The sequence below is a fragment of the Dielma fastidiosa genome (genome assembly GCF_003475485.1).
Taxonomy (GTDB): domain Bacteria; phylum Bacillota_I; class Bacilli_A; order Erysipelotrichales; family Erysipelotrichaceae; genus Dielma; species Dielma fastidiosa.
On record NZ_QRQL01000005.1, the window covers coordinates 76240 to 98266 of the forward strand.

Annotated in this window: 17 protein-coding genes and 1 tRNA gene; 16 read left to right on the forward strand and 2 right to left on the reverse strand. The window is 38.8% G+C overall.

Going from position 1 to position 22027, the window contains the following annotated elements:
• The first annotated feature begins 22 nt into the window (after positions 1 to 22).
• Both DWZ33_RS11545 and DWZ33_RS11550 read left to right on the forward strand, forming a co-directional pair.
• Complete coding sequence (locus DWZ33_RS11545; protein WP_118454916.1) at positions 23 to 739, forward strand: rhodanese-like domain-containing protein; 717 nt, start codon at positions 23 to 25, stop codon at positions 737 to 739.
• Positions 740 to 973: 234 nt separating this feature from the next.
• Positions 974 to 2125: a DUF349 domain-containing protein gene (locus tag DWZ33_RS11550; RefSeq protein WP_022938389.1), complete on the forward strand. Its 1152-nt coding sequence runs from the start codon at positions 974 to 976 to the stop codon at positions 2123 to 2125.
• Between the two features lie 92 nt (positions 2126 to 2217).
• Here DWZ33_RS11550 and DWZ33_RS11555 read toward each other — a convergent pair.
• Positions 2218 to 2293 (reverse strand) — tRNA-Lys (locus DWZ33_RS11555).
• Between the two features lie 232 nt (positions 2294 to 2525).
• On the opposite strand from DWZ33_RS11555, the gene DWZ33_RS11560 reads away from it, so the two are divergent.
• The 3 genes from DWZ33_RS11560 to DWZ33_RS11570 all read left to right on the forward strand — a co-directional run bounded on the left by DWZ33_RS11560 (position 2526) and on the right by DWZ33_RS11570 (position 8559).
• Positions 2526 to 3245, forward strand: a complete 720-nt coding sequence (locus DWZ33_RS11560) for a TIGR01906 family membrane protein (RefSeq protein WP_118454917.1) — start codon at positions 2526 to 2528, stop codon at positions 3243 to 3245.
• 62 nt (positions 3246 to 3307) lie between these two features.
• On the forward strand, positions 3308 to 3877 hold the full coding sequence (locus tag DWZ33_RS11565; RefSeq protein ID WP_022938387.1) for a Maf family protein: 570 nt from the start codon (positions 3308 to 3310) through the stop codon (positions 3875 to 3877).
• 149 nt (positions 3878 to 4026) lie between these two features.
• Complete coding sequence (locus DWZ33_RS11570; protein ID WP_118454918.1) at positions 4027 to 8559, forward strand: hypothetical protein; 4533 nt, start codon at positions 4027 to 4029, stop codon at positions 8557 to 8559.
• A 466-nt stretch (positions 8560 to 9025) separates the two neighbouring features.
• Here the strand turns inward: DWZ33_RS11570 and DWZ33_RS11575 are convergent, their stop codons facing one another.
• Positions 9026 to 11113 carry a GGDEF domain-containing protein gene (locus DWZ33_RS11575; protein WP_118454919.1) on the reverse strand — a complete coding sequence of 696 codons (2088 nt, stop codon included), beginning with the start codon at positions 11111 to 11113 and terminating at the stop codon, positions 9026 to 9028.
• 143 nt (positions 11114 to 11256) lie between these two features.
• Between DWZ33_RS11575 and DWZ33_RS11580 the strand changes: the two genes are divergently transcribed.
• The 11 genes from DWZ33_RS11580 (at position 11257) to DWZ33_RS11630 (ending at position 21995) form a co-directional block, all read left to right on the forward strand.
• Positions 11257 to 11958 (forward strand): galactosamine-6-phosphate isomerase, encoded by a 702-nt coding sequence (locus DWZ33_RS11580; protein ID WP_022938384.1) that lies wholly within the window; start codon positions 11257 to 11259, stop codon positions 11956 to 11958.
• 1 nt (position 11959) lies between these two features.
• Entirely contained in the window at positions 11960 to 12196 is a 237-nt protein-coding gene (locus DWZ33_RS11585; protein ID WP_220452429.1) for a hypothetical protein, read from the forward strand.
• A 272-nt stretch (positions 12197 to 12468) separates the two neighbouring features.
• Positions 12469 to 14103, forward strand: a complete 1635-nt coding sequence (locus DWZ33_RS11590) for an efflux RND transporter periplasmic adaptor subunit (protein ID WP_182425673.1) — start codon at positions 12469 to 12471, stop codon at positions 14101 to 14103.
• A 3-nt stretch (positions 14104 to 14106) separates the two neighbouring features.
• Positions 14107 to 14820 carry an ABC transporter ATP-binding protein gene (locus tag DWZ33_RS11595; RefSeq protein ID WP_022938381.1) on the forward strand — a complete coding sequence of 238 codons (714 nt, stop codon included), beginning with the start codon at positions 14107 to 14109 and terminating at the stop codon, positions 14818 to 14820.
• Positions 14811 to 16073, forward strand: coding sequence for an ABC transporter permease (locus DWZ33_RS11600; protein WP_022938380.1), 1263 nt, complete (start codon positions 14811 to 14813; stop codon positions 16071 to 16073). Before DWZ33_RS11595 ends, DWZ33_RS11600 begins: the two co-directional genes overlap by 10 nt.
• 11 nt (positions 16074 to 16084) lie before the next feature.
• Positions 16085 to 16702, forward strand: coding sequence for a TetR/AcrR family transcriptional regulator (locus DWZ33_RS11605; protein WP_022938379.1), 618 nt, complete (start codon positions 16085 to 16087; stop codon positions 16700 to 16702).
• Between the two features lie 216 nt (positions 16703 to 16918).
• Positions 16919 to 17404: a PTS sugar transporter subunit IIA gene (locus DWZ33_RS11610; RefSeq protein WP_118454921.1), complete on the forward strand. Its 486-nt coding sequence runs from the start codon at positions 16919 to 16921 to the stop codon at positions 17402 to 17404.
• A 22-nt stretch (positions 17405 to 17426) separates the two neighbouring features.
• Complete coding sequence (locus DWZ33_RS11615; protein ID WP_118454922.1) at positions 17427 to 18263, forward strand: PRD domain-containing protein; 837 nt, start codon at positions 17427 to 17429, stop codon at positions 18261 to 18263.
• Between the two features lie 147 nt (positions 18264 to 18410).
• Positions 18411 to 19796 carry a PTS transporter subunit EIIC gene (locus DWZ33_RS11620; RefSeq protein WP_118454923.1) on the forward strand — a complete coding sequence of 462 codons (1386 nt, stop codon included), beginning with the start codon at positions 18411 to 18413 and terminating at the stop codon, positions 19794 to 19796.
• A 19-nt stretch (positions 19797 to 19815) separates the two neighbouring features.
• On the forward strand, positions 19816 to 21282 hold the full coding sequence (locus tag DWZ33_RS11625) for a glycoside hydrolase family 1 protein (protein ID WP_118454924.1): 1467 nt from the start codon (positions 19816 to 19818) through the stop codon (positions 21280 to 21282).
• Positions 21279 to 21995: a glucosamine-6-phosphate deaminase gene (locus tag DWZ33_RS11630; protein WP_118454925.1), complete on the forward strand. Its 717-nt coding sequence runs from the start codon at positions 21279 to 21281 to the stop codon at positions 21993 to 21995. Before DWZ33_RS11625 ends, DWZ33_RS11630 begins: the two co-directional genes overlap by 4 nt.
• Positions 21996 to 22027: the final 32 nt, after the last annotated feature.

A 22027-nucleotide genomic window follows, 5' to 3' on the forward strand; every position in this document is an offset into this window, starting at 1 on the left:
ATAGAGGGAGATCTAAACGATTATGAAAAAATTTAGTGTATTAGCATTATCTGCTTTATTATTAATGGGATGTTCAACAGCACCTGCACAAAAAACAGATGCTGAATTAGAAGCTGAAGGATGGGTTAAAAATCCATTAGAAAACGGTTATGTAATGGCTACAGATGCACCGGCACCGACAGCTCTGCCTGATCCTCGTGATACTACAAAGATGTATAAGCCAAGTAAGGATGAAGCAGAAGTAGCTTGTACTGCTGATTCATATGCAGCTGCTTGTTCTTCAATCAACGTTGATAACCTGATTGATTATTTAGGCAGAGATGATGTTGTCTATATCGATCTTCGTGATTATAACGACTATGCTAAAAAGCATTTAAAGAACTTTGAAGTAATTCCTTATTTCGCAGTTATCTTCAATGCTGATGCAAATACTGATGCTACATTGCCACAATTATACGGCGGCTCAGTAACTGAACCAATCGATGTTTATGAAGAATCAGATGATCTGCTGCATGCAATGATCCCAACTGATAAGACAGTCTTCTTAATGTGCCAAAGCGGCGGCCGTGTTACACAATTGATGAACCTGCTGGCAGCTAAAGGTTATGATATGAGCAAAATCTACAATGTAGGCGGTATGGGACAATTTGAAGGTTCTGAATTCCGTCCTTATACAACAGATAATGCTGAATTAGCAGTAACTGCTACTTATGCATTTGAAGGTTTAACTCGTAAATAGGCATAGAATTCTTAGCTTAAAAGCAAATATGATGTTAAAAGAGCGGCAGAGGTCTTCGATTGTGACCTTTGTCGCTTCTCTTATATAAAAGTTAATGAAGATTCAGGGGAGCGTACAGAAGGCAGAATTGTTTTAAAAAGTGTTTTTTTTCATTTAATGAATGAAATTTTCTATGACTTGCGTTACAATGATTAATAGGACTGGATGATTCTAAAGAACTATTGGAGGAATACGATGAATAACAATAATGATGAAATGTATGAAGTAAGTGATTATGATGAGGATATTCAGCAAAGAGAGGCTTTGATTGCAGAAGCTGAACAGATTGACGGCGATGCTGAATGGGATGTGATTGCCCGTGCGATTGCTGATCTAAGAAGAAAATGGAAACAAATTTCATATTGGGATTCAGTTTATGAAGATCAGTTAGTTGAGAAATTTGATGGTGTTGTTGATAAGCTTTACAGCAAGCGCCGTGAAGGGTTCCAGAACAATCAGGAGCTAAAAAAAGCATTGATTGAACAGGCTAAAAAGGTTTCTGTGTCTAATGAGTGGAATCAGGCGACTGATGCTATGGCTGATTTGATGCGTCAATGGAAGGCGATTGGCACAGCCGGCAAAGAAGATGACGCTTTGTGGGAAGCATTTAATGCGGCTCGTCAGACTTTCTTTGACCGCAAACATGCCTATTGGGAAAATCTTCAGTCAAACTTTGCCAATGCGCTGCAGGCTAAACAGTCACTGATTGAACAGGCTAAGGAAATTGCTGATTCAACTCAATGGCAGCAGACCAGCGAGAAGTTTAAGAGCTTAATGGATCAATGGAAAGCCGCAGGCAGTGCCGGCCGTGAACATGAAGATCGTTTATGGGATGCATTTAATGAGCAGCGTCAGAAATTCTATGATCGCCGCAGTGTTTATTATGATCAGCTGCATAAGGAGCAGGATCAAAAGTATCTTGATAAAAAGGCGCTGGTTGAAAAGGCAGCAGCCATTGCCGCTGAGAAGACATATACTAAAGAGCTGACTGAACAAATGAAGGGCTTAAGCAATGAATGGAAAGCAATTGGTTCATGCGGTAAGGAGCGGGAAGATCAGATCTGGGATGAATTCCGCTCAGTAATGGATGATTACTTCAACGGCTTGAAACAGCTGAATGAGCAGAAGCATCAGGAATGGCGTCAGCGGATGCAGGATGCCCGCAATCGTAAGCAGGATCTGCTGCAGAAGCAGAAATGGCAGCTGAAACGAATGCAGGAGGAAATGGTTGGTCTGCTGGGTCAAAGAGCCATTGATGAGATGAATGAAGATATTGCCGACAAGGAAGAATTTATTCAGCAGTTAGAAGCTGAAATCGCCGATATTGAAAAATCGTTGGCTAAATAGATTAAAAGCTGAAAAGTACACCCGATTCATAAGCTGAAGGTGTGCTTTTTAATATAATAAAAAAACAGTGCTGGGCTGTTTATAATTTATAATGGTGACTCGTTGGAGATTCGAACTCCAGACCCTTTGATTAAAAGTCAAATGCTCTACCATCTGAGCTAACGAGTCATTGATGTGCCTAGTTATTATAGGATATAGTACACGCTGTTGTCAACAACTAATGATAAAAACAGACAAAATGTGTCAGCCTTTTGTCATAAATTTAAACATTCCTCACCATATGATAAGAAAATAATCAAAAAAGAAATAAATTTCGACATTGAAGCATGGCATTTCATTGTATAATAATAGGCATGATGATTAATCATAAAAAGATTGATCTCACAGCAGGAGGCAGTATATGAAAAAAAGTGGTAAGACAGCCGCCGGGATTTTCTCGCTGGCTTTGATCTTTGTATTATTAGTAACCAGTATCGATTTCCACGCATTTAATAAAAACTACTATCGTGAACAGTACATAAAGCTGAATACAGCGGATAGTTTGGGAATGAGTGATGAAGACTTATTCGCGGCAACCGAAACACTGCTGGATTATCTGCATGATCAGAGAGACGATATCTTAGTGAGCGGTGAAGTATTTGGCATGCAGCGTGAAATATTTACTGAGCGTGAAACGCTGCATATGGTGGATGTGAAAAATCTTTATCAGAATGTATTAACCGCCAGGAATTTGGCAACAATGATAGGTGTATTAGCTTTTGCTTATCTGATTTACCGCAGCCGTAAGGATGAAAATGGTATAAATATGCTGAAGCGCCAGCTGGCAGGCAGTTTTATTCAAATTTCAATTTGTCTGTTGATTGTTGTCGGAATGCTGGCCGGGTATGCGCTGATGGATTTTACAGGCTTTTGGATCGGTTTCCACGAATTATTCTTTACGAATGATTTATGGCAGCTAAATCCGGCTAATTCAATTATGATCAATATGTTTCCTGAAACATTCTTTGCCGGCATGGTTTTCCGCATCACTTTAACCTTTCTGGTTGTTTATTTTCTTTTACTTATTGGTTTTATCTTCCTGCGGAAAAAAGCAAAGGAAGATGTTGACAAAAAAATATAATCAGCTTCATTGCAATGTTGATAAAGTAGTGTTAAAATTTTCTAATGAAGGAGCGAGGATATATGAGAAGAGTTTTATTAGCAAGTGAATCACCAAGAAGAAGAGAACTGATGGTTCTTAGTGAAATTCCATTTACAACTGCTAGCTGTTTATTAAAAGAAACCTTGGATCCTGAACTTAGTATAGAGAAGGCGGTTGAAAAGCTGGCTTTTGAAAAAGCGGATGCCGTTTTTCATAGATATCCTGAAGAATTCATTATCGGAGCGGATACGATCGTTGTTTGTGATGGGGAAGTTTTTGGTAAACCTAAGGATAATGAAGATGCTGAACGGATGCTGAGAAAGCTGTCTGGTAAAACGCATCAAGTAATTACCGGGGTGGCTTTAGTGGCCAAGGATGTCAAGGAATGCTTTCATGAAGTAACGGATGTTACATTCTATGATCTTGAAGACGAGGAAATCAAACGCTATGCCAAGTCTAAGGAACCTCACGATAAGGCTGGCGCTTATGCGATACAGGGTAAGGGATTGACGTTTGTAAAGAAAATCAATGGTGATTTTTATAACGTAGTAGGACTGCCGATGGCTAGTCTGTATAAACGTTTAAAGAAATATTTAGAATTGGATTATTAAAAATGCGGATGCTGACGATGTGATCAGTTCCGTATTTTTTTATGAATATTTTAAATTTGTCTATCATTGAATTAATATGCTATAATGTTTACATAAACTGGGCATTATTCTGACTATCAGAATAGAAAACACAAGGAGAATCATAAAAGATGAAAAGGATTGGAAGAATTTTTTGTTCCTCTTTTTTGAGTGTGCTTCTTGTTCTTTCCGAATGCCCAACGGTAAGTGCAGAAGATTCAAAAAAGGAAGAGAATGTCATAGAAGACATTCAACGGATTACTGAGTTTGTTGGTTATGAACCTAATGAAAATAAGCCGTATATGAATTTTATGGTAAATGCTGAAGAGAAAGAGAATCTGATGCTTCCTGAAAGTTTAGATGTATGGATTGAAAACAGTTCAGAACCGGAAAAATTAATGGTAAACTGGGATATAAAAACAGAAACTTATGATCAGATTGTTTATGTGCCAAAATGGGATAAGACACTTTATCAGCTGTCTGATGAATTGCTTCAAGGGCAGGATGCACTTCCTTACATTGTGGTAAATGTTGAAAATCAAATGCAGAACAATGAATTAATAGTCTATGATAATAATGTTACTGAAAAAACGGTGGGATCAGGGGTTAATGCTGATTACGCTAATTTTATTGAACTGTTTAATGACTCTTTATTGAGCGGTGATGTGATTGTGAAGCTGAATAGCGATGTCACTGAATCTCGTAACGCAAGTACAGGTGCTTTTGAAATACCTGATCGAATTACTTCATTAACGATAGATTCTGATACAGATGGAACACCCAGAACATTATCCATTTCAGGTAATGGTGCTTTATTGAATATATATGTGAACGGAAAGAAACTGTATGTTGGAAAGGATATTAAAATATCTAATGATGGAATATATAATAGTGATATATACGGCGGCGGTTATGAGGAAGATATTATCGGTTCACCTGAAATAGAATTTTATGGCAGGTTGGAATCATCTGGCTCAATTTATGGCGGCGGATATAATCATAAGGTTACTGGTGATATTAAGCTGATTGTGGGAGGTTATGTAGGCTGGTCTTTAATTGGTGGTGGGCATGCCGAACCTGATAAAAATCAATCGTTATCAACTATTAATGCAGATGTGACTGGAAATATAGAGATTCAATTACTCAAAGATGGGCATGTTCATAATGTGCTTTACGGCGGCGGTTATGCAACGAGTGAACAATCAGGAACATATAGTGCGAATGTAAGCGGAAATATTGAATTGGATATAAATGGCGATGTGTATTGTCTCAACGATGCAATTGTCGGTGGAGGTGCGGCAAAAGCAGAAACGCGCAAGACAATGACACTCAATGCAAATGTTGGCGGAGATATAACTTTAAACTTTGGTGAAGATGCGCAAAGTGGCAATGGTAAATATATGGGTGCTGGGCTACATATCATTGGTGGCGGTTTAGCATCTGGGAACAGTAATTATAATGACAGTACTGGTGATTGGAACATTATTACGAATGCAATAGTTTCTGGTGATATAAAAATTAAGGTGGACAAGGATTCAGCAGCAGGAGAAAGTCAGTTGAATGAACGAACGATTTATTATTTGTATGCTGGTGGTAATGCAGATGGCAGAGGGGCTAATGCGAATGTGTTGGGTAGTACATATGTTCAATGTGGCAGGGGCCCTGCTTTAAGTTCATCGTTTTTAGCAGCTGGTGGTCATGCCGCATTTGGAGGTACAGCCGATGTGAAAAAAACAACGAATATTACAATTGTTCCTATTGATAATCAGTTTGAAGGTTATGAAAATACACCTGCAATTTATGGTGGAGGAAAGGCAGATGGAAATTATGACCTTGCCAATCAAACTCTTGACTTAAGAATTAGCCAAGCTAACGTAGGCGGAAGCAAAATAGAAATTAAGGCTGGTAGTACAATCTCTACATATGATACTGACAGAGGAGCTAGTATAGTTGGTGGCGGTTTAGCTAGTGGAAATGCAACTAATAATAGTTATGGGGATACTTTTGATATGTGTCCTGCAATTGCTAAAGTGCTTGGTGATATAAGTATTAATATTGCTGATGATATTGAGTTTAATGAAGGAATGGTAGGGGGTGGTATAGTTGTCAGAGCCGGAGACGCGAGTGTTGATGGTTCAATCAATATCACAATTAAAGATAACTGCATTTTTAATAAGGATTATGTCGGAGCTGGTAAAGTAGTAAGAGTGACTTCATCATTAAATGCTAAGGCTCTAAGTAATGTTGAAGGTAATATTACATCTACATTTGGAAAAAATATTGAATTTAAGCAGTCATATTATGGTGGCGGATTTACTGAGGGCGCGAATTCCTCTGCTAGTGTGGGTGGAAAGATAACTACTTCATTTACTGGTGGTGTCAGTGTAGGAGCAAATTATGCAGCTGCTGGTTATGCTAAAAATCCTAATACAACAGCAAATGTAGCAGGTGGCCTTGATTATACAATTAATGGTGATTTTTCGTGTGCTACCTATTATGGGGCTGGTTATTTGTATAATTCAGCCAGCTCAGCAGATATTGGAACAAAAGATAATCCTGTGTCAGTTAAGACTACTTTTAAAGGGAACGGAACAAATACAATGCGTACATCCAGTTCTGGCATATGGTTATATAATGGCGGTTATGCTCAATTTGGTGGTGGAACAGTTAATATATATGGCAATTTATCATTAACGTTTGATGGTACAATTCCCCAAGAGACATTAATTATTGGCGGTTGTGGAAAGCAGACAACGAATGCAGATATAACCGGTAATATTGAATTTACAATGCAAAATCTAGATAATCCAATGTCATATTCTATATATGGCGGAGGTTATGCCGCAACTGGTGGAACTGCAAACATTACTGGCAATGTCACAACAAAATATAATAATTCAACTATCAATGGTGCCATATATGGCGGTGGCCGTAATGCTGATGCAAAAGCTGGCACAAATGCAGATATTACTGGTAATATGAAAATGATATTCACTAATACAGTATTATCTTCTGCATATGGGGGAAGTATGGGCGCTGACGGAAATAATGCAATAATCAACGGAACATCAATTATTGAGTTAAAAGAGGGGAATACTGTCAAGCAGCAATTATATGCTGGCGGTTATTATTACAGTAGCTTAGATAACATGGAATTTCATGTTACAGGTATCCAAAATTCACCTATTACTTTTACAGGCTCTGGGGCGTATGCGACAAGTGTAGTCAATAATGATATCAAATTGTTTATTGGTGATGGCACAACTGAGACAATATTAAACAGCGAGTATATTTTAAATGTTAATGAAGTTATCGTCACAGATAACGCAGTTTTGAAACTATCAGAGAAGGGGAGTGACGGATCAAACAATCAATATAATCTGTTTTTCGACGTGGAAGAGTTAACGATTCAGCCAGGTAGTAAATTAGATTTAACAAATTCTAGCACGGCACAAAATGATAGTATTTTAGGAAACTATATCGGCGGTGGCACACTTCGTCTTGAAGATGGAAAAACGTTCACAATTGGCGGTACTGCATCTGGTACAACAACGGTTGAAATTGATGGTACACCTGTTGTAGATCAAACATATATCACAGTTACTGGCGGCGGTACTGAATCATTCACTTATGATAGTGATGAATATGAGTTAAGGAATGATGAAGCTAGCGCACCTCATAAATGGAAATATGTGAAGAGTGAAATTGTTGCACCTCATAATTCAGTCACAGGGATTGTTAATGATAGCGAATATACTAAAGGTGATAAGATTAGTTTTACTGCAATTGGTGATGGTATGAATGTTACTTCACCGCAAACTAATGCTGTGCGCTGGCTGCCTGTAAAGTGGCAGGTATTAACTGAAAATAGCTTTAATGAGGCAGGACCTTATACTGGTGAAATTGATACTTCCACATTGTCTATTGGCAGCAATACTTTGAACGTAGTCTTCCAGAAACAGAAATATGATGGCAGTGTGTGGAATGATGTAACTGGGGAAGATACGCTAACCATCACCTTTAAAATTAAAGAGAAAACCAGCAGCGATTTACCATCCGGCGGTGGTGGGGGCGGCAGTTCTGCACCTTCAAGCAAAGCAGATGGATTCGTAGAGGAAAAGAATAAAACTTATTATTATAACAATGGCAAGCAAGTTGAAAGTGGGTTTATCCTCTTGGATAAAGATGAAAAGTTGGTTGCCGCTGTGAAGCCTGAACAACTATCAATTATTCCTGAGATTGCTGAAGCTGTCTATTTCATCAAAGATGATAAAACAGTCGCAAAACAAGAATGGGTAATTCTTGATGAATTCAATAATTTGGTGAATACTCGACCATTTGATCAGTTAATTTCCGATTATGGCGATAAATATAAGGTATATGCTGCAAGAGAAGATGGTCGTTTAGTACAGTCATGGCTGGAAGTTAATGGCATCTGGTATTATTTTAAAGAGGATTACACAGCCCGTTATCAATATTGGCAGGCACATTGGAATGATTGGTATTTATTTGAAAATTATACTTATGTCACGAATCGCTGGCATCCTACTTCTGAGGGACGCTGGTATTATCTTGACAGCGAAGGCAGAATGGTTAGAAATCAATGGGTTGATGACTGTTGGATTAATGAAGACGGCATTTATTGGAGTCCGCTCTATAATTAAAAACTAAAAAAGTCTGAAATTGTAAAGACATCACGGATTAAAGATTGTCTTACTTTTCAGACTTTTATAATTAATGTTTGCCGAATATTCAGTCACATATCTGTAAGTGTCTTGTAATGTATACTTTATAAGACACCTGGATTCTTTATAATTATAGGTGTTTTTGTCTGTTTTGTAAAGAAAATCAGACCTTTTTATGCTGTTTTGAACCCTTTTTTGTATAAATCAAAGTGTGACAAAAAGTATACTTAATGATACACTTCACAAATTGATTATGTTGGAGTGATAAAAAAATACTGATAATTTCTTCATAAACAGAAGACGGATCAGTATATTAAGTAACATTTGGATTCTAAATCAGAATATGGAGATGCTGTCGTTAATGATAACATCTCCGCCGCTGGGAAGTGATATTTTCGCCCAAGTTTTTATCACTTCCCTTTTTGTTTAATTATGCTTTTATTCTCTATTCATGTGAACCATAATAAATATAAGGTGCCAATACATCGGCAATAATCGTTAAAATCGTTAATTCTCTTTCATTCCATGCATGAAGCTGTTCATCATAAAATGTCACAATGCCTAAAGGCTGCTGATCAAATACAATCAATGACTGCATCCATGCTCTATATGCTGTTTCCGTTGTTTCAATTGCTTCATTCTGACTGTCATTGACAACACATTGCCTATTCTGATAATTGTTCAATACCTTGAGATTGTTTTCAATTATAGTAACTGATTGCTCAGGCTGATTGTTCATATCAATGAAAAGACATCGATCATGAGTCAAATTTTGATCAAAAATTTGAATCGCCGCCTGCTTCGATTCCAATGCTTTCAGGCACAATCGCAAAACCGCAAATAAATCATTCTCTGCATAACGGTCTACATTCAATATTTTATAAATTGCCGGCAGGAATTGCTCAGCAGATTTAGAATACAAAGGTGCTTCACTGGCATAATGCGTATCTTCATCACTTGGTTTGGCATAAACAGCATATTGATTTTTACCTTTACGCTTTGCCATATAAAGAGCATTGTCTGCTTTCTTAAACATTTCATCATAGATTTCAGATTGCTTTGTTAAATAAATGCCGATACTGATCGTAATGATTCCGGCAGTATCATTAGCAATGATTTTTCTGGCTGCTTTTAAATAATTCTCAACCTTTTCATAGAGATAATCTAAAGAATAGAATGAAGGGAAGAAAACCGCAAATTCATCACCGCCTACACGCCCGGCGATGACATTACTTTGGTTGCCTTTAGTCAATAAGCCAACAACATCAAGAATTACCTGATCTCCCGCATAATGTCCAAAAGTATCATTAACATTTTTAAAATCATCGATATCAATCATTAATAATGCCGCATATTCATCTTTAGAACGATCACAAACCGCTTCTGAAACATGCTGCTTAAAAGCTGCTTTATTAAAAATGCCGGTAAATGGATCTAATTCATTATTTTTTAAAAGCCGGGCATTATTTAAAAGAATCAAACGATGTTCATTCATCATTTCCTCTTGTTCAATTTTTATAATCAGGCTTTGCCGAGTATTGCTTTTTTCAAGCTCCCGATAATTTTCATTCTTTTGATAATATTGAAAGAGCGTTTCATAACTGTCATCATCCGGATAATCTTTGAGTGTCATTTTAACCTTTAAACCAGAGAGATGCTGACGCAGCAGGATATCATGTACTTCTTCGTTCATTAATTCTAATTCTTCTAACAAGCGAGTCGCATAGTCTTTAAGCTCAAGCTCAATACAGTCTTCTAATGCTTCTAAAAGCAGCTTAAAATAACGGTTGCGGTTTACAATCCCTTCTGAAAGATTAACCAATTCATCAAGCAGCGGTGTCAGGCTCTTTAAGTCCATATCATGCTTATAGAGGTGGATGCGCTGAATAGCAACTTCAATTGATGCTGCTGAACTTTCAAATTGCCGATAATCCTTATCATAGAGCTGAAGCCATTTTTTAGCTTCATCAAAATCGTTGAGCTTAATATATGCGGCTATAATATTAATAACCGGAATTGCATCATTGCCGGTAATAGCGATCTGCAGTTTCTGTTTATATTCATGACTGCTTAGGAAGTATTTTAATGCCATATCGGGGATATCAAGATTCTGAAATAAAGCCCCTATATTATTTAATGGAAAATAGCTGTACTGTAATTCTTCATGTTCCAAAGAAAAATAATAGGCTTTAAGCAGATAACTGATTGCCGCGATAAAATCAGAGATACTGGCATATACGATTCCCATCATATTTAAAGTCTGCACATGATATTCAGGAACATCATTTAAATCACAAAGACTTAAAATTTCCATATTTAAACTCAGTGTTTTGTCATGTTCTCCTTTAATGAAGTGAACCATTGACATATAAAATAATGCAGCAGTCATAGAATAAGTATCCTGTATATCTTCAGCTAACATTTTTAATTCATTAGCATGAACACTCATTCCCTCGATATTATTATTCGCTCTGCATTCTTTAATTTTGTTGACTAACTCTTCACATTTTTTACTCTTATAATTTGCTGTCATGATATCCCTCTTTATTTAATAATAACATATGTCATGTTCAGAAAATAGTCTTTTATTCTAGGAAAGGATGTTTTAGATAAGGGCGTGTTCTGTTGATTTCTCTAACGCATGTAGTATAATGAATGAAGAAAGAGAGGCAGTTTATGAAGATTGAACAATTAGATAATTATGAAGCAATGAGCAGACGAGGAGCCGAAATTCTCTTTAATGAAATCAGCAATAACCCTTATGCAAATATCTGCCTGGCTACAGGTGAATCACCGCGCAGAATGTATGAATTATTAGTTGAAATGATTCATGTGAATCAGCTTGATGTCAGTCATTTGACGTTTACCAAGCTTGATGAATGGTGCGGCTTAAACGCTAAGGATGATTCTACCTGTGAATGGTTTATTCGGCATTATGTGCTTGAACCTTTAAATATTAAAGAAGAACAGTTGATTTCATTTAATAATGAAGCGGCTGATACTGAATGTGAGGCAAAACGGATTCATGATTTAATTGATATGCATCCGATTGACTGCTGTATTTTAGGTCTTGGCAAGAATGGGCATCTTGGTTTAAATGAACCAGCTGATGAATTAATTCCTGATGCCCATGTGATTCAGCTTGATGAACTGTCTAAGCATCATGGTATGCTGAAGGGCAAAAAGGTGGAGCAGGGAATTACGCTTGGTCTAAGTGAATTATTAAATGCAAAGAAGATATTAATGCTGATCAGCGGCAGCGGCAAGGCTGAAATCCTTCAAAGGCTGATGAGTAAGAAAGTATCGACAGCACTGCCGGCATCATTTTTATGGCTGCATAATGATGTCGCGTGTCTGATCAATAAAGAGATGAAATAGCATGACTAATAAGCTGCTGAATTTTATGAAAATCCTTATGGGATCTACAATTGGGGTCTATATCGGCAGGGTATTGTTTGTCTGGTATGATTATCAGAGTCATCCAATGCTTTATGAACTAAATTCAAGTCCATGGTATACGAGTATTCTCGTCTCAGCGATATTTGTAATAATTTTGCTGCTGATTGAAGGCGGTGTCTATTTTTATCTGCGTCATAGGACACGGATGAATCCTTAATTTATAGATTAATAGGTTATGATGATAAAGTCAGAGTTATCTTTTCTTGAAAGAAGCGCTGACTTTTTAATATTATTTCATATGCTGGCATATGATAGCTTGGCAGTCAATTTGAATGTTCTGCATTTCTAAATATTTTCTTAAGAAAACATTAAATTAACCTAATATTTTCTAACAGTTTTGTTATAATGAGCTTTTCACATTGACTTAATCACAGAAGCTATCTATAATGTATGACAGGGTGTCATATACGACGCCAAGGAGAATCTGAAATGAAAGAAATATGGAAAAAACATAAGAAATTGATAGTAATTGCTGTTGTGGCAGTAGTGGTTGTTGCTTTCTTTTTTAATCCCTTTAAAGGATCAGGCAATAGCGATCTGATGGTACAGACAACGGTACTGGCTAAGCAGGATCTTTCTAAGACTGTAGAGGTTACGGGACTTGTAGAGAGTGCTGATTCAATGAAGGTTACTTCTTCATTAGCTGCTTATGAAATGCAGACAATTAATGTCAAAGCCGGTGATAAGGTTGAAGCGGGTCAGGTATTGGGAACCGTTGATGTTGAAGATCTTTTGCTTGATGTGCAGAAGGCTGAGGCTTCATTGAATATTAATGATCAGACAACAGGTCTGACTTTAAATTCAACCCAACAGGAATATGAAGATTTTAAGGCTGATCTTGAGAATAACATGAACAGCTCAATTAATAATGCGCAGACAAATGTGGACAACGCGCTGACAACGCTGAATGATGCGAAGAAAGCCTATAATGAAGCATTAGAGGATATGGATCAGGGCGAAAATGAGACAATCAAAAAGGCTCAGAAGGCTGTGGATAATGCGAGAAAAGCGTATCGTGATGCATCGGATACTTCTGATTCTTATGATTTAGATAGTTTGAAGAGAGAATTATCTGAGGCTCTAGCGGCATTAGCTACTGCTGAGGCGAATGATGCCCCCACCAAAGCTCTTGAAATGCAAGTAAGCGCGCTGCAATCACAAATCTCAGCTGCTTCTTCTTTAAAAGGTTCAAGTGATTCTGCCTATGACGCTTATAAAGAGGCCAAGGACGCCTTAGCCGATGCTGTCAAAGCCGCAGATAAGCAGCTGGAATCTTACCTTGACGCAGTTGACAAGGCACAGACAGCTTATGACAATGCTGAAAAGAATCTGACGATTGCGAAACGCAACGCCCAGCAGCAGTTAAAAACTTATGAGGATTCACTGACAAAGACACAGTTATCAGCCAGTGATCCATCAAGACAGATCGAACTGCAGAAGTTAAAGAAACAATTAAACGAAGCTGAAATCACTGCGCCAATCTCTGGCACTGTGACAGCTGTAAATGTAGAAGTAGGCGATAAGGCAAGCGGTGTACTGTTTGTTATTGAAAATGCTGATGCGTTAAAAATCAACACCGCCATCAAGGAATATGATTTAATGAGTGTTCAAAATGGTATGAAAGCAATTATTTCTGCCGATGCAATTCCGAATGAAAAATACAATGGTAAAGTCAGCTTCATTGCGCCAGCTGCTAAAAAGGCTGCCGATGGTTCAACTAAATCTGGTTCTTCATCCGTTGAATTTGAAAGTGAAATCGATGTTACTGATACTAAAACAGATTTGCGTATCGGTATGAATGCTAAAGTAAATATCATTGTTGAAGAGAAAAAAGGTGCTTTGGCAGTTCCTTATGATGCAGTAATTACAGATGTAGACGGTACATCTTATATCTATGTTGCACAACAGGATGGTAATAAATACACAGCTAAAAAAGTAATCGTTACGATTGGCATGGAAACTGACTTCCTGCTTGAAGTTATCAGTGACGAATTACAAGAAGGAGATATTGTCATCACTTCACCGCAGGGAGTAAGTGAAGGGGCAACCGTTCTGCTGGGGTAAACCATGGAGAAAAAAGTAATATTTGAGATGAAGGATATCGTCAAAACCTTCTATCAGGGGACGGAAAATGAACTTGAAGTGCTCCATGGAATTTCGCTTACCGTCCACGAAGGGGAGTTTGTATCAATTGTCGGACCTTCCGGGTCAGGTAAAAGTACCTTGATGAATATCATTGGTGCACTGGATCGTCAGACAAGCGGACAATATATACTTGATGGAGTTTCTATGGATGATGTTGATGATAACAAGCTTTCGCATTTCAGAAATCAGAAAATTGGTTTCGTTTTCCAAACCTTTAATCTGATTCCAAGAACCAGCGCTTTGAAAAATGTTGAAATGCCGATGATGTACGCCGGCGTACCGCACAGGGAAAGAACCCAGAAAGCGAAGGATCTGCTGAAGCTTGTTGAAATGGAAGACCGCATGGGGCATATGCCTAATGAGTTATCAGGCGGTCAGAAGCAGCGTGTTGCGATTGCCCGTTCTATGGCAAACGATCCTGCTATTATCTTAGCCGATGAGCCGACAGGTGCTCTGGATACGTATACCGGGCATTTAGTTATGAATTTATTTCATCAGCTGCATAAGGAACAAGGCAAAACCATTGTTCTGATAACCCATAATCCTGAGCTGGCAGCCGAGACGGAACGGATCTTAACGATTCGCGATGGTCTTATTGTCAGCGATCAGAGAAAAGAGGGTGACGTATGGATTTAATGGAAAGTATTACACTGGCATTCAGTGGCTTAAAAGCAAATAAAATGCGTGCCCTGCTGACAATGCTGGGTATTATTATCGGTATATCTTCAGTTATTGCTATTGTTACGGTCGGCGATTCAATGCGTTCGGCGATGACTTCTTCAATGGCTGATTTGGGAGCTAAAAATCTGATGATCGGCTTATCTTATCGTTACGATGAATCAGGAAATACAGTAGCGCCCAATAACTATGAAATAACTGACAGTGATGTTATCAGCTATGAGATGATTAATGCTTATAAAGAACGTTTTGACAATGATTTACTAGGTGTTTCAATGACTGAATCATTAGGCAGCGGTAAAGCGCAGGATGGCCGGCTTTATGCCAATGTCAGCTTGAGCGGTGTCAGCGCTGACTATGCAGAAGCGAATTCTATTGAAATGATTAAAGGCCGCTTCTTGAATCAGCGTGATATTAATTCAATGAAGAATTTAATCGTTGTATCAAATAAGTTTGTGAATAATATGTTTGCGCCAGGTGTTGATCCAATCGGTAAAGAGGTTCAGATTCACCGCAGTAATGAAATTAATACTTATACGATTGTCGGTGTCTACGAATATAAACAGAATGCGATGATGTATTCTATGGCATCGGAAAAAGACATGAGCACCGATGCTTATATACCGGTTTCTACCGCGCAGCGTATTAATAATTCTAATGGTTTCTATCAGATTACAGCTACACCTAAAGCGAATGTAGATTCAACGGCTTTCCAGATCGAAACACAAGAATTCTTTAATCGATATTATGATAAGAATCCGTATATAACAATTCAAACATTCAGTATGGAAAGTATGCTCGGTCAGATTGATTCTATGATGTCCACAATGTCCATTGCAATTGCAATCATTGCCGGTATTTCATTGTTGGTCGGCGGTATTGGCGTAATGAACATCATGCTTGTATCAGTTACTGAACGTACAAGAGAAATTGGTACCCGTAAAGCCTTAGGGGCACCTAACAGCGCAATCCGCATTCAATTTATTACTGAATCCGTGATTACCTGTCTGGTCGGCGGCTTTTTGGGTGTTATATTAGGTGTAGTATTGGGCAGTGTTGGTGCCAGCGCGTTAGGCTTCCCGGCTCGGCCTTCGGTAAGCATTATCCTAATCGCTGTAAGCTTCTCAATGGCAATTGGTGTTTTCTTTGGATATTATCCAGCCAATAAAGCCGCTAAGCTTAATCCAATTGAAGCATTGCGTTACGAATAGGGGGAAATGGTTTGCCAACATCAACGTTTTATAATCTGCCTGAGGATAAGAAGGACAAATTGCTTCGCTCAGCAATTAAGGAATTTACAAGAGTATCATACAATGAGGTTTCAATTAATCAAATCGTAAAGGACGCGGGTATATCAAGGGGCAGCTTTTACCAGTATTTTAAGGATAAGAGTGATTTACTAGTTTTTATTCTTCAGGATTTCTTAGTATCTCTGCATGAATGCGCATTGACATCTTTAGAAAACAGCAATGGTGATATCTTCACAATGTTTGCGGATTTATATGACTGTCTGTCGGTGGAATGCCTGCAGGATGATCATTATCAATTTTTCCGTAATTTATTTACCAGTATGCGGGCTAATAATGAAGAGTTGAAACAAGTGCCTTGTGATATGAACGTTCCTGATTTTGACCCGATCTTCTTTAAGGAACATTTCAATCGTGATACTTTAGTTTACACAGAAGATGAAGATGTACTGCTGCTGCAGTCACTGCTCTTTAATCTTACTAAGTCTTCCGTTATCAAGCTGATTCTCCAGCCAAAGGATCGGGAGCGGATACGTAATGATTTGAATCGAACGCTGATGATGATCAAAACAGGATGTGAAAAGCCGCGATAGCGGTTTTTCTTTAGGATGATGTGATAGTTAACTTTTCACTTCAGAGAAATTACAAAAAATTAAATTTAGGGTTGACATTTTTGAAAGCGCATACTATTATAGATGATGTAAAAAGGATTGTTACTCTTCGAGGCATTACCTTAGGACAAACAGGAATCTGTTTGTTTTATGTGTCTGCATTGAAGAGTTTTTTATTGTTTATCAGGAGGTGAATAAATGTTTAATCTGTTTAAGAAAAAAGTGATTGATAACCAATGCTATGCACCGGTAAATGGTGAATGTATCAGCCTGGATGATGTGGCAGATCAAGTATTCTCATCAAGGATGATGGGCGACGGTGTCGCATTTAGATTCAATGAGGATGTGGTCTGCGCGCCATGTGACGGTGAAATCATCATGATTGCGAATACCAATCACGCGTTTGGTCTGAAGGCGGAGAACGGCGCTGAAATTCTGGTACATATTGGTTTAGATACCGTGAATTTGAATGGCAAAGGTCTGAAAGCTTTGGTAACACAGAATCAGCGGGTGAAAAAAGGCACACCTGTTATCCAGCTTGACCGGCCGTATTTAGAAGCTGAAAACGTCGATCTGACAACCCCGATGATTATTACAAATGGTAATGATTTTACGTTGACAACTCAGCATATTAACGATAAAGTAAGGATAGGCGAAACAGCAGTTATCACCTGTCAGAAATAGTGCTGTGAAAGGAGTCAGACTCATGAAGGTTATTAAAAAAATCAATAACAATGTTGCCGTATGTTTGGATAACAATGAACATGAGCTGATCGCATTTGGCAAAGGTATCGGATTTCCGGCTATGCCATATGAATTACTTGATTTATCACTGATTACCCGAACTTATTATGGTGTTGACCCCAATTATTTCGGACTTGTTCAGGAAATTGATGAATCAATCTTTGAGGTTTGCGCAGTTATTATTGATTATGCCCGTAATTGCATTGAAAGCAATTTGAATCCGAATGTGGTATTCACCTTGGCTGATCATATTAATTTTGCGATTGAGAGAATTCGCAAGGGAATTGAAATTAAGCTGCCGCTTTATTATGAATTATCCCATCTCTATGAAAAAGAGGTAGCAGTCGGGAAATTTGCACTTAAAGAAATTCACCGGCGGCTTCATGTTTATCTGGCTGAAACAGAGGCATACAGCATTGCCCTGCATTTAATAAATGCGGAGGAACAGCCAGTGAATACCGTTTTAGACTATGACAGTGATAAGGTCATCGATAAGGTGACAAAAATCATTGAAGCATGTTACGATATGCCGATCCGGCGTGACAGTTTTAATTACTCCCGCTTTGTATCGCATATGCAGTATTTATTTAAAAGGAAGGAAAGCAATTCAAGCATAACCAGTGAGAACAGCCGCCTGTTTCAGAGTATGAAAGAGGAATATCCGATGAGTTATGCCTGTGCGCTGGATATTCAGAAATATTTTGAAGATACCTTAAGCTGGCATCCCAGCGATGAAGAAGTTTTATATTTAATGCTGCACATCAATCGATTGTGTGCACGTGAGGATTGTAACCAATAGGGCATTACCTCAGCAGATCCGTAAAGCGTATGATTAGCCTGAATAGGCAGAATCTGCGCTCTGCTCTGCTGGGGTTTTATTTTGGCAAAAACAGGACTGTGTGACGTCCATAGTCCGATTGCATAGATGGTAAGAAAGGATGAAACCATGAAAAACAGTAAAAAAATGGCAGAGGAAATTCTGCAGGGGATTGGCGGTAAAGCCAACATCACAAGCTTAGTTCATTGTATGACAAGACTTCGTTTTACTTTAAAGGATGAAAGTCTGATTCAGAAGCAGCAAATTGAAAATACGGAAGGTGTATTAGGAACGATGGCGCAAAACGGACAGTTCCAGATTATTATCGGTCAAACCGTTCCTGATGTTTATGCGGAATTATGTAGTTTGGCAGGAATTGAAAAGATGGAAGCGTTAAATGAAAACCTGGATGCTGACAATCAAGGGAAAAAGAAATTCCGTCCCGGTGCGATTTTTGAAGTGGTCAGCGGCTGTTTTGCACCCGTTGTTACCGCTTTTGCCGGTGCTGGTATCCTTAAGGGTATTTTAACCTTACTGACTACATACAGCTTGCTGGATACATCAACCGGTCTGTATTTGATGCTGAATGCGGCGAGTGATGCGACTTTCTACTTCCTGCCGTTCCTGTTAGCTTATACGAGTGCGAAGCGTTTTAAAACGAATGAGATTATGGCATTAATATTAGCGGGTATTTATATGTATCCTACGATTATTAATAATGCCGGTACGCAGGTAAGCACGTTTGGCATCAGCTTTTATTTAGTAAAATATTCATCAAGCGTAATTCCTATTATGCTGTCTGTATGGGTGATGAGTTATGTTCACCGCTGGATTTCTAAAGTATCGCCAAGCTTTTTAAGAGTTGTGTTAGTTCCGGTTGTTGTTTTATTAGTCATGACGCCGCTGAGCTTAATGCTGTTTGGCCCGCTGGGTTATAATATTGGTAATTTCTTTAAATGGCTGTTTGATATCGCACCAATGGTCGGCGGCTTCGTTGATGGCTTCACCCGTCCGCTGATGGTATTTACCGGTACGCATATGACGATGTCACCAATCATGATTAACAACATTGAAACATTGGGTTATGACATGCTGGGTCCCGTGCATTGTGTCGCGACTGTATCAGCAGCGGGTATGTGCTTCGGCGCTTTCTTAAAGGCAAAGAAGGAATCAAACAAGGCAGCTAATTTCTCATCCTTTATTTCCGCAGCAATTGGTATTACTGAACCAGCTTTATATGGTGTAGCTTTCCGCTTTAAACGTCCGTTGGCTGCTTTATGCATCGGCGGCGGTGTTTCCGGCGCGTTTGTAGCGGCGATGGGTGCAAAGGCATTAAGCTTTGCGATGCCGGCGTTAATTTCATTACCGGTATATACAGGCACGATTCCAATCGTTCTTGCTGGCAGTGCGATCGGCTTTGTATTAACAGCAGTATTGACTTATGTTTTAGGCTTTGATGAAGATATTAAAAAAGATGAACGGGCGATTGAAGCTGAAAAAAAGAATCTATTTTAATTAGAAAGGAGAATTTACAATGAGTGAAAAAGGATTTCCAAAAAGTTTTTTATGGGGCGGCGCGACAGCTGCTTCACAGGTAGAGGGCGGATATAATGAAGGCGGCAAGGGGTTAGATACTCAAGACTGCCGGCCGGGTAATTTTCATCTGACAAGAGAACAGAAGAATGACTGGAAATATAAAAAAATGACAACGGAGAAATTCAATCAGGGCTGTGCAAGTAAGGATGTAAACGCGTATCCGTTCCGCTTTGGCAGTGACGAATATCACCATTATAAGGAAGATATCGCATTGTTTGCGGAAATGGGAATGAATGTCTATCGTTTGTCTATCAGCTGGGCGCGTATATTTCCATTAGGTGATGAGGATGAACCTAACAAAGAGGGACTGCAGTATTATAAGAATATCTTTGATGAATGCCATAAGTATGGCATCAAGGTCTTTGTGACGATGCTGCATTATGCGGTACCGGTGCATTTGGTAAAGGAATATGGCGCGTGGAGTAATCGAAAGATGATCGATTTCTATTTGAAGTACGCGAAAACATTATTTGAGAATTTCAAGGACGATGTTGATTACTGGCTGCCGTTTAATGAGATTAATGCCGGCCGGTTCAATCCTTATAATGGGGTGGCACTGATTGAAGAAGAACATGAGAATCTTGATAACGATGTTTTCCAGGCGCTGCATCATCAATTTGTTGCGAATGCGTTAACGGTTAAGCTGGCTCATGAAATGATGCCAAATTCTAAGATTGGCTGCATGATTGCCCGTTTCTGTCATTATCCGGCAACCTGCAAACCAGAAGATAATCTGGAACAGCTGCATGATGAACAATATACTAACTGGTTCTATACCGATGTTATGGCCAGAGGTAAATATCCGGCTTATATGAATCGTTATTTTAAAGCGAAGAATGTAAAGCTGCAGATGGCAGAAGGCGATGTAGAACTGCTTGCTGAATATCCGGTTGATTTTGTAGCTTTCTCATATTATTTTACGCAAGTATCAACGGCTGATGAAAACTGGGAAAAGACAGGCGGCAATTTGGTTATTGCCAATAAGAATCCATATCTTAAATCCAGTGAGTGGGGCTGGCAGATGGACCCAATTGGTCTGCGGATCACTTTAAATCAGCTCTATGACCGTTATCAGAAACCATTGTTTATAGCGGAAAATGGTCTGGGCGCGGTAGATGTCTTAGAAGCTGACGGCAGTGTGCATGATCCTTATCGAATCGAATATTTACGCACTCACACAGCGGCGATTAAAGAGGCTATTGAAGACGGCGTGGATGTTTTTGGTTATACGATGTGGGGAATTATTGATTTAGTATCATGCGGATCTGTGGAGATGAGCAAGCGTTACGGCGTTATCTATGTAGATGCTGATGATGAAGGCAAGGGTACATTTAAACGTTATAAGAAAGACAGCTTTACTTGGTTTAAGAATTTTATTGCCCAGGAAAATGAGACGTCGTTATGAAAGTAATACGATGCAGGGATAAAGCAGAAGTAGGCAAGGCTGCCTGCGCTTATACGATTCAGGCAATGATGCAGCCAGATGCCCACATCGCAATCACCGGCGGTTCAACACCCAAAGAGATGTATGAATATCTGGTTCCTTTGGTTTGTGATAATCCGGCTTTCAGCCATGTTCAGTATTACAACTTTGATGAAATTCCTCAGGTGGGCGAGCATGAGGGGTTAACGATGCAGGCACTGCGTTCTTTATTCTTTACACCTGCCAATATTGATGAAAAGCAGATTCATATTCTGAATGAAAAGAATTATATGGAATGTGAAGCAGCCTTGGCAGCTGTCGGCTATCTCGATTATGTTGTTTTAGGGCTTGGCAAAGACGGCCATTTCTGCGGTAATCTGCCGCATACATGTACTTTTGATGATGATACGCATGCGGTTGCCTGTGATTTGAATCCAACCCTATATAATCGCATTAAATTCCTATCGGGGGACGATGAAAATAAAATGCCTGATGCATATGTGACGATGGGCCCGCGGACGATCATGCGCAGCAAACAGATTGTCATGATTGTGAACGGCAAGGCAAAAACAGAAATCGTAAAACGTGCTTTATGGGGTGAAATTACAGCTGAATGCCCCTCTTCAATCTTTCAGCTGCATCCTAATTTTATCTTAATCTTAGACGCGGAGGCGGCATCCGAACTGACATTATAAAAACAAGAATGCATTGATCAGCAGTTATAAGG

Excerpts from the sequence above, each read along its gene's own strand:
- DWZ33_RS11550 (WP_022938389.1), top strand. The coding sequence starts at position 974 with ATGAATAACAATAATGATGAAATGTATGAAGTAAGTGATTATGATGAG.
- DWZ33_RS11630 (WP_118454925.1), top strand. The coding sequence starts at position 21,279 with ATGAAAGTAATACGATGCAGGGATAAAGCAGAAGTAGGCAAGGCTGCC.
- DWZ33_RS11585 (WP_220452429.1), top strand. The coding sequence starts at position 11,960 with ATGACTAATAAGCTGCTGAATTTTATGAAAATCCTTATGGGATCTACA.
- DWZ33_RS11570 (WP_118454918.1), top strand. The coding sequence starts at position 4,027 with ATGAAAAGGATTGGAAGAATTTTTTGTTCCTCTTTTTTGAGTGTGCTT.
- DWZ33_RS11590 (WP_182425673.1), top strand. The coding sequence starts at position 12,469 with ATGAAAGAAATATGGAAAAAACATAAGAAATTGATAGTAATTGCTGTT.
- DWZ33_RS11565 (WP_022938387.1), top strand. The coding sequence starts at position 3,308 with ATGAGAAGAGTTTTATTAGCAAGTGAATCACCAAGAAGAAGAGAACTG.
- DWZ33_RS11625 (WP_118454924.1), top strand. The coding sequence starts at position 19,816 with ATGAGTGAAAAAGGATTTCCAAAAAGTTTTTTATGGGGCGGCGCGACA.
- DWZ33_RS11610 (WP_118454921.1), top strand. The coding sequence starts at position 16,919 with ATGTTTAATCTGTTTAAGAAAAAAGTGATTGATAACCAATGCTATGCA.
- DWZ33_RS11545 (WP_118454916.1), top strand. The coding sequence starts at position 23 with ATGAAAAAATTTAGTGTATTAGCATTATCTGCTTTATTATTAATGGGA.
- DWZ33_RS11595 (WP_022938381.1), top strand. The coding sequence starts at position 14,107 with ATGGAGAAAAAAGTAATATTTGAGATGAAGGATATCGTCAAAACCTTC.
- DWZ33_RS11615 (WP_118454922.1), top strand. The coding sequence starts at position 17,427 with ATGAAGGTTATTAAAAAAATCAATAACAATGTTGCCGTATGTTTGGAT.
- DWZ33_RS11580 (WP_022938384.1), top strand. The coding sequence starts at position 11,257 with ATGAAGATTGAACAATTAGATAATTATGAAGCAATGAGCAGACGAGGA.
- DWZ33_RS11620 (WP_118454923.1), top strand. The coding sequence starts at position 18,411 with ATGAAAAACAGTAAAAAAATGGCAGAGGAAATTCTGCAGGGGATTGGC.
- DWZ33_RS11560 (WP_118454917.1), top strand. The coding sequence starts at position 2,526 with ATGAAAAAAAGTGGTAAGACAGCCGCCGGGATTTTCTCGCTGGCTTTG.
- DWZ33_RS11575 (WP_118454919.1), bottom strand. The coding sequence starts at position 11,113 with ATGACAGCAAATTATAAGAGTAAAAAATGTGAAGAGTTAGTCAACAAA.
- DWZ33_RS11600 (WP_022938380.1), top strand. The coding sequence starts at position 14,811 with ATGGATTTAATGGAAAGTATTACACTGGCATTCAGTGGCTTAAAAGCA.